Annotated in this window: 8 protein-coding genes; 6 read left to right on the forward strand and 2 right to left on the reverse strand. The window is 33.6% G+C overall.

Annotated elements, in window-relative coordinates:
- Positions 1-264: 264 nt before the first annotated feature.
- Positions 265-2,223 (forward strand): methyl-accepting chemotaxis protein, encoded by a 1,959-nt coding sequence (locus WMO14_RS09285; protein ID WP_349153720.1) that lies wholly within the window; start codon positions 265-267, stop codon positions 2,221-2,223.
- Positions 2,224-2,391: 168 nt separating this feature from the next.
- On the opposite strand, the gene WMO14_RS09290 is transcribed toward WMO14_RS09285, so the two are convergent.
- Positions 2,392-3,567 (reverse strand): DUF4317 domain-containing protein, encoded by a 1,176-nt coding sequence (locus tag WMO14_RS09290; RefSeq protein WP_055175335.1) that lies wholly within the window; start codon positions 3,565-3,567, stop codon positions 2,392-2,394.
- Positions 3,568-4,060: 493 nt separating this feature from the next.
- On the opposite strand from WMO14_RS09290, the gene WMO14_RS09295 reads away from it, so the two are divergent.
- From WMO14_RS09295 to WMO14_RS12945, 5 genes are all read left to right on the forward strand, one after another.
- Entirely contained in the window at positions 4,061-5,131 is a 1,071-nt protein-coding gene (locus WMO14_RS09295) for a 6-phosphofructokinase (protein WP_022501289.1), read from the forward strand.
- Positions 5,116-7,479 carry a polyphosphate kinase 1 gene (ppk1, locus tag WMO14_RS09300; protein WP_242854126.1) on the forward strand — a complete coding sequence of 788 codons (2,364 nt, stop codon included), beginning with the start codon at positions 5,116-5,118 and terminating at the stop codon, positions 7,477-7,479. The genes WMO14_RS09295 and ppk1 overlap by 16 nt, the downstream gene beginning before the upstream one ends.
- Before the next feature lie 190 nt (positions 7,480-7,669).
- Entirely contained in the window at positions 7,670-8,230 is a 561-nt protein-coding gene (locus WMO14_RS09305; protein WP_022501291.1) for a DUF5662 family protein, read from the forward strand.
- Positions 8,231-8,288: 58 nt separating this feature from the next.
- A complete protein-coding gene (locus WMO14_RS09310) occupies positions 8,289-9,077 on the forward strand; it encodes a GTP pyrophosphokinase (protein WP_055306487.1) in 789 nt (262 codons plus the stop codon).
- 54 nt (positions 9,078-9,131) lie between these two features.
- Positions 9,132-9,467 carry a DUF3990 domain-containing protein gene (locus WMO14_RS12945; RefSeq protein WP_055175324.1) on the forward strand — a complete coding sequence of 112 codons (336 nt, stop codon included), beginning with the start codon at positions 9,132-9,134 and terminating at the stop codon, positions 9,465-9,467.
- 122 nt (positions 9,468-9,589) lie between these two features.
- Here the strand turns inward: WMO14_RS12945 and WMO14_RS09320 are convergent, their stop codons facing one another.
- Positions 9,590-11,524, reverse strand: a complete 1,935-nt coding sequence (locus WMO14_RS09320; protein WP_349153721.1) for an EAL domain-containing protein — start codon at positions 11,522-11,524, stop codon at positions 9,590-9,592.
- Positions 11,525-11,558 lie beyond the last annotated feature (34 nt).

Below are 11,558 nucleotides of genomic sequence, written 5' to 3' on the forward strand. Positions count from 1 at the left end.
ACGAAAGTATATTGGACAATCTCCAAAGCCAATATACTTGACTATATTTCTATCCCCTCTACTCATCCCCGGTCACCCCAGACCGGGGAACTTTTTTATTTATAGAACACTTGCTGAATGTGATTAATTTATATCTAATAATACAGGAAAATATGTGCAAAAAGAGTAGAAAAATGTAGAACATTTATATTTATTTATGTTATAATACTTCAACGATATGAAATGATATATTCTATGTTATATAAGAAACTAGGAGGTTATGGTATGGAAGATACAACAAAGGTTGATGCTGAATCTACGATGCCTGAAGCAGATAGCGAGGAAGCTGTATCAGAAGTGGATAAGAAGGTAAAAGTTCCAAAGTCTAAAAGATTTGGAAAGAAGGAATCAGCTAAGCAGCCTGTAAAAGATAAATTGAAAGCTGACAAGCCTAAGGTTGTTAAGAGTAAGTCTAAGAAGTCAGTTAAGAATAAGGATATTTCTAATGATAATAACACATCGAATGAGTATAGACAGCCGGGACTTAAGATGAGTATTAAAGCAAGACTTATAGCTAGTTCTGTTCTTCCTACAGTTGTGGGTATTACAGTAGTGCTTATTATTGCAATTGTTAATATGTCAGCTGGTATGAATGCAGAGGCATCTAATGGACTTGTGCTTCTAGCAGAGGCAACAAAGTCAAGTTATGATAATACATATTCTGGTGATTGGCGTGTCGATAATAATGGTAACATTTTTAAAGGTGATACTAATCTTTCACAGAAGCAGGACGGAATTGATAAGTTTACAGATGATAATGATGCAGATATTGCAATCTTTTATGGTGTTGATTCCAAGGTAACATCATTAAGAGATTCTAATAATAAGAGAATGTTGAGCCTTAAAGCACCAGATTCAGTATGGGAAAAGGTTAAGACAGGAGAGACATATAAAGCAGATCATATCGATATTGATGGAGTTGATTATACAGGTGTATATCTTCCATTAAAGAATTATAACGGCAATATTGTGGGTATGTTATTTGCTGGAGAACCAAGAACAGCTATAACATCATTTATTATACAGAGGGTTATAGCACTTGTGGGAGTAACAATTATTGTTCTTTTAGTAATAGCAGTGATATCATTGATGCTTTCCAGAAAAATTGCTAATGCTTTAGTGACAGTCAACAGATTATTTGTTTCCCTGTCTAATGGTGATTTAACTATGAAGGTTGATCCTAATATGTTAAAGCGTAATGATGAGATTGGAGAGATGGCGGGTTCTGTACAGGCACTTATCAGCAAACTTAATGGTATTGTGACAGGACTTACAGAATCAGCAGATCAGTTATATAAGTCTGGAGATGAGATGGCGGCTACAGCGAGCCAGTCAAGTAAGGCTACAGAAGAAATATCAAGTGCAGTTGAAGATATATCAAAAGGAGCTGTGTCGCAGGCAGAGGAAATCCAGAATGCTTCATCATATATTGCTAATATGGGCAAGCTTATTGAGGATATTGTTGAGAAGGTATCTAATCTTACACAGGCGGCTAATGTTATGGGTAACGCAGGTGATACTTCAATGAATACTATGGTTGAGTTATCTGAGTCTAATGACCATACTACAGAAGCAGTTAATAAGATTGCAGATCAGATTGAGCTTACTAATGAATCGGTTGGCAAGATTGGAGAAGCAGCTGCATTCATTACTAATATAGCAGACCAGACAAGTCTTTTAGCACTAAATGCTTCAATCGAATCAGCAAGGGCTGGTGAAGCGGGAAAAGGATTTGCAGTTGTTGCATCTGAGATACAGAAGCTTGCATCACAGTCAGATGAAGCGGCTGGTGAGATTAAGCAGATAATTGAAAATCTTAAGCAGGAATCAGAAAAGACTGTTGAAGAGATGAATTCTACAAAGCTTCTTATTAATGAGCAGGTCGTTAAGCTTAATGCGACAAGGGACAGTTTTGTTGATGTTAGTGATGGCATTAATGTATCAAGACAGGAGACAGCAGCAATTGAGGTTAATGTAGGTTCCTGTGATGACGCAAGACAACAGGTTAATGACGTAATAGCTAATCTTTCTGCTATTTCTGAACAGAATGCTGCATCAGCTGAGGAAACAACAGCTTCAATGCAGGAGCTTACAGCTACAATTAGTATGCTTTCAACAACTGCTAATGATTTGATGAAGATATCAGAGAAGCTTAACTCAGAAATGAAGTTCTTTAAGATATAGTACATAAGCAGATATGTGAATTATAATCATCTGTTTAGTGCATAAATAATAAAAAATGCCGCATTAATGTGGATATTCCATAACTTGGAATATGTTACACATTAATGCGGTATTTTTTATTATAAGTATTATTGTATACAATAATGCTTATTTTATTGCATAATTAATCTAGTATATATTGTTATTAGTATTTTCATTGCGGTCAATTACTTCGCCGGTATCAGGATTAACAGAAATTCCATTTACTTCAAGATGTTCATCAATCTGGATAACGAGGCACTGCTTTCCGTCAATTACACGGGTTTCTACAAGGTCGGTTTTATCAGGATTGATTTTGATTACAACATCGGGTGTCTTTACTTCAAATTTTCTTGAAGGTGTGATATTGTTAGCGGCAAGTTTTCCATTTTCTCCAGCAGCCATCTCAAAATGTTCTTCAAAGTCAGCAAGCTTTTCTTCTTTTACGCCGCTTTTTTCAAGAATTTCCTTAACTTCAGTCTTATCAAGCATTACAGGAGCGCTTGAAACAGCTTTGTGTTCATCAATTATTTCATTGAGGTTGTCGTGAATATTTTTAACAGTTTCATAGTTACAATCATCACCAAGTGTTTCAGTTACTAATGTATTGAAGGTTTCTTTCTGTACATTGGCTGGAAGTGGAATTTCACAGCTAAGTACATATGTAAGAAAATTCTGTTGGAAATCATCTATATCTTTACAGTGATACAGAATTTTTTCATCATCAGAACTCCGATTATTAAAGGCTGGGAAAAGAAATGCTATGTCAGGATTGTCAACCATATGGCTTTGAACCTGATTGTGGAAAGTCTTATCATTTTCAAAATATCCAAGCCCAGGTTTAGAGAGAGTAACCGGACAGATACAGCATAAAATGTAGTTATACACTTCATCAGAAGCGTCTTCCATAGCAATATTATCTGCAGTCATACCCGGAACATCATATGCCTGATTGATTACAAGAATTAAGTAGTTGCCAGGATAATAATAGTTGGCGATTATTTTATCATATAATTCATTGAGTTTATTCTCGTCTTTTAATTCGCTGTCTCTTAGCTCAAGCAGAAAATCGTGAGGCTGTTTATCGCCGTAGGCATCAAGAGTAAACTGCATATCAATAAGGTTACGTCCTGGTGTGCCAGAAAGACATTTTTTAAATATATCTATATATTTATGGCGTTCTTCCTCAGGAAGATTGAGGAATGTTTCATTAATAGTTGTGACTTTATTCTTCTCACCATCAACATAACATCCGCATAATTTAAGAATTCCACAGTCTTCTATATTGAATTGTGATTTGATTTCATTAATCTCTTTTCTTGTCATATTAATCCTCCATAAATGCCGGTGTATAGATAACGGCATACTAATTCAGTGCTTCTTATTGTATCATAATGCATTGAAAAATGTAATTAGTATTAGTTGAAATTTATCTAATTGAATATATAAAAAGTATATAAGTTTTAAAATATATATGTACAGTAAAAATATAGTGTGATATACTATAAATATATTAATTTGGTATAGATGTGAATACATTGTATAGTATATTTAATTTACATAGATTTTACATATAAGTTCGTTAAACTTTACATAACTACTATAATATAATGTCAGAAATTGCAAAACTATGAAGCAATTTATTGAAATATATCAAGAATGAAGATATTAGATAGTTGTTTAATGTACAATAGAAAATAATAAGTAACAAAGATAAAGATATAAGTGTAAAAATAAATTTTTACACGCGAGGTTGTGTCTGTGCACACTAGACATAAGCTTGATATGTACAAAAATGTGTGCAGGAATGGAGATTAATATGAGAATAGGAATGTTGACAAGCGGTGGTGACTGTCAGGCACTTAATGCCGCTATGAGAGGTGTAGCTAAAAGTCTTTACAATAAAGTGGATGATGTTCAGATATATGGTTTTCTTGACGGGTACAGAGGACTTATTAATAATACATATAAGCTTATGGATATTAATGATTTTTCAGGGATATTAACTATAGGTGGAACCATACTTGGAACATCAAGAACACCATTTAAGAAGATTAATGAACCTGATGAGAATGGTAAGGACAAGGTTGAGGCAATGAAGCACACATATAAGGAGTTAGGGCTTGATTGTCTTGTAATATTGGGAGGTAATGGTACACATAAGACAGCCAATCTTTTATATAAAGAAGGACTTAATGTTGTAACACTTCCTAAGACGATTGATAATGATCTGGTTGGGACAGATGTAAGTTTTGGTTTCCAGTCAGCAGTTGATATAGCAACGAATACCATAGATTGTATACATACAACTGCGGCATCACACAGCCGGGTATTTATAGTTGAACTTATGGGACATAAGACAGGCTGGCTTACACTGCATGCGGGCATAGCAGGTGGATCGGATGTAATACTTATACCAGAGATACCATACGATTTAGATAAGGTTGTAGAAGCAATTAATAAAAGAATTAATGATAAAAAGCATTTTACAATTCTTGCAGTTGCAGAAGGTATAATATCCAAAGAGGAAATGTTATATAGTAAGAAAGAACTTAAAGAAGTAAGAAAGAAGGAGCATTATCCATCAGCAGCATACAGAATTGGTGCAGGTATTATGGATAGAACAGGTCAGGAAGTAAGGGTTACTGTACCAGGTCATGTACAAAGAGGTGGAAGCCCTTGTGCTTATGACAGGGTATTAGCTTCAAGGTTAGGAGCTAAAGCAGCAGAACTTATAATAAATAAAGAATATGGATATATGGTATGTGTCCGCAATAATCAGATAGATAAGATTGAATTAAATAAAGTTGCGGGCAGATTAAAGACTGTAGATCCACAGGCGGGAATAATTACAGAAGCAAAGGCGATGGGAATATGTTTTGGAGACTAGGATTTTGGAAGAAAGATAAAGAGGCTCATATGACTATTAATAATGATAACAATAAAGAAGTTAATAATAAGAAGAATATCAGTGATAATAAAGAGATGAATCAACCAGAGTTTAAAGAGATTAATTCAGATAACGCATATATTAATAAAGATGTATATCAGGCAGAGGTTAAGAATAATACTTCAGCCGATGAGGTTAAGAGTAATGTTTTAGTTGGTGAGATAAATGGCAGTGCTTTATTCGGAGATATTAAGAGCAACGCTTCAGGTGCTGATGTACCAAAGCCATATTTTGCTAACCGAGAGTTGTCTTGGCTTAAGTTCAATGAGAGAGTAATTGATGAGGCTGCGGATTTAAAAGTGCCTTTATGTGAGAGATTAACATTTGTATCTATATTTAATAGTAATCTTGATGAATTCTATATGGTAAGAGTTGGTTCATTATATGACCAGATGTTGCTTGCTAAGGGAAATAAGCACGATAAGAATGCAGGATTTGATAATAAGACACTTATGACAGCAAGAGAGCAGCTTGATGCTGTCTTTAGTGAGACAAGGGAATTACTGCATAAGAAAGATAAGATATATCAGCAGCTTATGTATAGATTTGAGGAGCAGGGAGTAAAGCTTATAAGTTTTAATGATGTTGAATATTCTGATGCTGTATATTTAGAGGAATATTTTAATAATTCAATTCTTCCTATATTATCACCACAGGTTATAAGCAAGAAGAATCCATTTCCATTTCTTAAGAATAAAGAAATATATGCAGTGGCACTTCTTGGTTCAAAGAACAATGACAAGATAGGCGTTGTTCCGTGCAGTAATGGTGTATTTGACAGACTTATTCCAATACCATCAGACAGTCATAAGTATATGCTTATTGAAGAACTTATACTGCATTTTCTTCCAAAGATATTTAAGAAATATAGTGTTAAGAGTAAGTCTTTGATTAGAATTATAAGAAATGCAGATATAGATATGGACGAAGCATTCTATGATGAAGAGATGGATTACAGGGATACTATGGAACAGCTTATTAAGGAAAGAAGGAAGCTGTGTCCTGTAAAGCTTGAATATTCAAGAGTGCTTGATGATAAAGTAATATCTGCTTTATGTAAGGAACTTAAGCTTGATAAGAAGCAGGTATTTTATTCTGAGTCACCTCTTGAGATGTCATTTATATCAAAGATACAGGATGACTTAAGAAGCAGGAGAGAGTTGTTCTATGAAAGACGCGTACCACAGAATTCAAGTAATATTGATATTAAGCAGCCGCTTATAGACCAGCTTGCAAAGAAGGATTTATTGCTCAGTTATCCATATGAGAGTATGCATCCATTAATAAGGCTTCTTAATGAAGCAGGAGGTGATGACAGGGTTCTGTCAATTAAGATGACATTATACCGTGTTGCCAAGAATTCGCAGATAGTAGAGGCACTTATTGATGCGGCTGAGAATGGCAAGGAGGTTGTTGTACTTGTTGAACTGAGGGCAAGATTTGATGAGGAGAATAATATTGAATGGTCACGCAGGCTTGAAGAAGCAGGATGTAAGATTATATACGGAATAGACCATATCAAGGTTCATTCAAAGCTTTGTCTTATAACATATAAAGACGGAGAAGATTTTCGTTATATAACACATATTGGAACAGGTAATTTTAACGAAAAAACTGCCAAATTATATACAGATCTTGCTTTATTTACTTCAAGTGAAGCTATTGCCAAGGAGACAGCAGATGTATTCAATAATCTCGGACTTGGAGATGTTGTTGACAATACAGAGCATTTGCTCGTTGCACCTAAGTGCTTACAGAATAAAATCCTTTCATTAATTGATGAGCAGATTGCTATTGCAAAAGAAGGAAAGGAAGCTTATATAGGAATAAAGATTAATTCGCTCACAGATAAGGTTATAATAGAGAAGCTTGTTGAGGCATCTATGAGCGGGGTAAAGATTGATATGATTATAAGAGGGATTAGCTGTATGGTTGCAGGAATAACCGGATATACAGATAACATTACAATCACAAGTATTGTTGGTAGATTTCTTGAGCACTCAAGAATATATATATTCGGAAAGGGTGCAGATATGAAGATGTATATTTCCTCAGCAGATTTTATGACACGTAATACTCTTAAGAGGGTCGAAGTTGCTGGACCGGTATATGATGAAAGTATTAAAGAGCGTATATTACATATGTTTAATATAATGCTTAAAGATAATGTTAAAGCAAGAATTATGGGAAGTGACGGCAACTATTACCATAAAGGTATTAAAGAAGGTGAAGAGTCGATTAACTCACAGGAATACTTTTATGATGAAGCGATAAAGGCATCAAGGTAATATGTGAGATTAATCAATAAAGAATATATAAAGTTATTAAGTTTTTCAATTTTTCGTATTAAGACTTGCTGTAATGCTTGAATTTGCTTATATGAATACTGTATAATGTGCGTGGTAAGATAGTTTAATAATTAACAATTTCTAACAAACGGACTGTTAGGATAAAATCAGGCATGGAGGATTGACAGTAATGAAGCCGGGTAAGTTTTTTCATAATTTTTTTGGACATTTGCATACTATTAATACGCATAAGTTAGAGGTTATGAAGAATTGTTTTCGTGTGGGTCTGTATAAGCAGGGACTATTGCACGACTTATCCAAATATAGCTTTTCAGAGTTTATTCCAGGTGTAAAGTATTATCAGGATGGTAACAGAAGTCCGAATAATGCACAGAGGGAAGCAGAGGGCTGTTCAACAGCGTGGCTTCATCATAAAGGAAGGAATAAGCACCACTATGAATACTGGATAGATTATCCAGCTAAAGGTGGTGATGGAAGTCTTATAGGAATGGAAATGCCTGTTAATTATGTTATTGAAATGTTTTGTGACAGGGTAGCTGCAAGTAAGATATATAATAAAGATAAGTATACAGATGCAGATTCTTTGAATTATTTTAAGAGAGGAATGGATCATTACATAATTAATCCTAATACTAAGAAATTATTGTATTCATTACTTGTTATGTTGTCAGAGAAAGGTGAAGATTATACATTTGCTTATATTAGAAGGAATATACTGCATAATGAATAATTGTGCTGTTGATAAAGCATTTTACAAGCGAATAGCAGGAAGGAACTTATAATAACTAATGGGTATTGAAGATTTTTTAAAACAGGAAGAACAGAGATTTATACGAGAAAATCTTATGTCAGATGAAGTTTTTGATTTTATAAGAGAGAATACAATGCCATTTAATGAACTTATGGCTTATTACAGATGTGCAATTATGGAAGTTGAGACTAAGTTCAAGGTTCTTAATGAGCAGTTTTCTTTACAGTATGACCGTAATCCTATAGAGACTATTAAGACAAGAATAAAGTCAACAGAAGGAATTATCAAGAAAGCTAACAAGAAGAATATTCCATTTACAATGGAATCTATTGAGCAGAATATAAGGGATATTGCAGGAATAAGAGTAATATGCTCATTTACAGAGGACATATATATGCTTGCTGATTGTCTTTTACAGCAGGACGATATAATACTTATCGAGAAAAAGGACTATATCAAGAATCCTAAAGAGAGTGGTTATAGAAGTCTTCATCTTATCATTGAGATACCGATATTCTTACAGAATGAGAAACGAAGAATGAAGGTTGAAGTTCAGCTTAGGACTATTGCTATGGATTTTTGGGCAAGTGTTGAGCATAAGCTAAGATATAAGAAGAATATTCCAGACAGCGAAGCTGAAATACTTGCATTGGAATTATCAGATTGTGCTAACCAGCTTGCACAGTTAGATGATAAAATGGAACAGATTAAGAAACGGATTGTTGAGGCTGAGAAAGAATCAGCACCTAAGGGTGACAGGAAAAGACCTCTGCCAACAATTGGTGGGATGTTGATTAAGAATAGGATTAATGGATTAATTAAATAACTTGTTTAAAGAAAGCGTGGCTTCAAAAGCTGTTTGTTTAGGAGAAAAAAGAAAATGAATAAATTAATATTATTTTATGGTACTCCTGATAAAATAGTTGTACCAACTTATGGTAAGGGTGAAGAAAAGCACGATTATGGACAGGGATTTTATCTGACTGATAGTATTGATCTGGCAAAAGAATTTGTAAGAGATAATATTGATATAGATATTCTAGAAGAATTACTTTTGCTTGGAGGTCTTGGTATTCAATATTGTATTAAATCTGAATTAGCGTATTCAAAATATTATTTGAATGATGTAGTAGAAAATCAAGGGAAACTATTTGACTTTGTAGCTCAGAATTTTCCTAATATGGATACAGAAGATTTTATTAATGTTTATATATAAAAAATACCGACCTTTAATTATTAATTTTAATAATTAGAGGTCGGTATTTGATTACAATCCATTTTATTGGAATTTAGTACCGATTATAATATTATATAAGTATGTCACTGATAAGTAAGATATTAAGATATAGCCCTTTCCAGCTTATCAAAGTAGTCTTTTAAATTAATAACAGGCTGTGGCTTAGCATATTTGTAACCCTGAATATAATCAAAGCCTTTATCTATGCTGTAAGATGCCTGCTCTTCATTTTCAACGCCTTCAATTAATAATACAAATCCCTGTTCCTTGAATACGCTTGTAAGGTGAGATACAATATCCGATACAGCGGAGTTATCAAGAGATTTGTAAAGCAGTGTTTTATCGAACTTGATTGTGTTAAATGGACAGCCAATTATTCTTTCAAGGTTAGAGTATCCAGTTCCGAAGTCATCAAGATAGAACTTGATACCTGACTCATTAAGCTTTTCCATATTGTGAATAACCATATTGAAATCATCAAACATAGCACTTTCTGTAAGTTCAAGACGGATATGTTCTGGCATAATATTATTGGAATTAATTATAGCCATAAGTTCATCAAAAAGATTACGATTAGATAATTCTGATGATGAACAATTGATAGTTATTGCATCAAAGTCATATTTCTTCTCAAATTCAGCTACAATCTTACATACCTTGTTAAGAATTATTCGCGTTAAAGTATGAATACAGTTATTCTTCTCAGCAATAGGTATGAACTTATCAGGATATATGATTGTTCCATCAAGTGAGAGGCGCATAAGTGCCTCGGCCGTTCTAAAGCTGTTGTTATTAACGCTGAATATAGGCTGTGCATAGCATAATACACGTTCGTCATCAAGGTCATTCTTATTGCGGATATCAAGAAGAAGCTGTTCAATCTTGTATGCCTCGTGAAATTCCTTGTAATCCTTATCTGTAGCAAGATAACACTGATTGCCAGGTTCATTGGCAATTTTATTAAAAAGGTAGGCTGACATTGAGCTTAACTTATGTGTTGATGATACAACAGGATTGCTCTGGATAGCAGCTATTCTGTAGTTAATTGTGTAAGATGAAGCAGTCATATAATCAATTATTGCCATCTCCACATTATTGAGAAACTGCTTTATTTTGTTTTCATCCTTGATATATAAAATCATAGCAAATTCATCATTGGTAAACCGGTAAATATGAACCATATGATGAAGCTTTTCAATTCGTCTGCATACATTAGCGGCTGTTTCTTCAACTTTTTCATTATGAATAGCATAATTTACATTTTTAAGCTGAGGAAAGTTAAGGTATACAACAAGAAATTTACGTTTCATTGATACACTGTCTGTAAATCTTGCTTCAAAGGAGTGCATATTCTGACAGCCAATAAGTTCATCATATGGATTGCTGTGAAATAATATATAATATATTAAAAATGGTAATACATATGTGAGACTTGAAAATATTATATTGCTTGTCATAAATTGAACTGAAAGCATTATGAAATCTACTGGAATAAATATTAAAGCATATTTATTGACTACCTTTGGAATTGAATGTTTATTTAATAATATGGATAAAAGGCATATTAAACAGGTTATTATGCCAAAGATAGCATAAAAATTAATATAATATTCTAATGGCAGTAAACCATCAATTATATCCGGTAATTTACCAGATACTGCAAATGCAAAAACAGCAATAGCATAAGTACATCCGAATGATAATACTTTTGATTGCAGATTTTTCGTGTGATGTAATGTCCTTGTTGAAAGAAGACATATATACACATAGAGCATCATTAGTAATGCAAGGTATTCTGCTAAAAATGCTAACGACAGGAATAATCTTAATTCTCTGTTAAACATATCGGTGTGAGCCTGACTATAAAAAAATGCAAGCTGCGTGGCAATAGATATCATCGATAAAAGTATTCCATAATGAATGATTTGGTATGAACTCGTCTTTCTTGGATTGGAGTATAACATAAGAAATGTCAAAAATCCGGCCACAATTAAGCTGATAAGTTCAGCAGTTACGTTACAATTCCCTATAAACATATAAGTTTCCCCCTGATAGTATAAACTACAGGTA

It is taken from the genome of Lachnospira rogosae (ex Hitch et al. 2025) (assembly GCF_040096455.1).
GTDB lineage: Bacteria > Bacillota > Clostridia > Lachnospirales > Lachnospiraceae > Lachnospira > Lachnospira rogosae.

Excerpts from the sequence above, each read along its gene's own strand:
- WMO14_RS09295 (WP_022501289.1), top strand. The coding sequence starts at position 4,061 with ATGAGAATAGGAATGTTGACAAGCGGTGGTGACTGTCAGGCACTTAAT.
- WMO14_RS09305 (WP_022501291.1), top strand. The coding sequence starts at position 7,670 with ATGAAGCCGGGTAAGTTTTTTCATAATTTTTTTGGACATTTGCATACT.
- WMO14_RS09320 (WP_349153721.1), bottom strand. The coding sequence starts at position 11,524 with ATGTTTATAGGGAATTGTAACGTAACTGCTGAACTTATCAGCTTAATT.
- WMO14_RS09290 (WP_055175335.1), bottom strand. The coding sequence starts at position 3,567 with ATGACAAGAAAAGAGATTAATGAAATCAAATCACAATTCAATATAGAA.
- ppk1 (WP_242854126.1), top strand. The coding sequence starts at position 5,116 with ATGTTTTGGAGACTAGGATTTTGGAAGAAAGATAAAGAGGCTCATATG.
- WMO14_RS12945 (WP_055175324.1), top strand. The coding sequence starts at position 9,132 with ATGAATAAATTAATATTATTTTATGGTACTCCTGATAAAATAGTTGTA.
- WMO14_RS09310 (WP_055306487.1), top strand. The coding sequence starts at position 8,289 with ATGGGTATTGAAGATTTTTTAAAACAGGAAGAACAGAGATTTATACGA.
- WMO14_RS09285 (WP_349153720.1), top strand. The coding sequence starts at position 265 with ATGGAAGATACAACAAAGGTTGATGCTGAATCTACGATGCCTGAAGCA.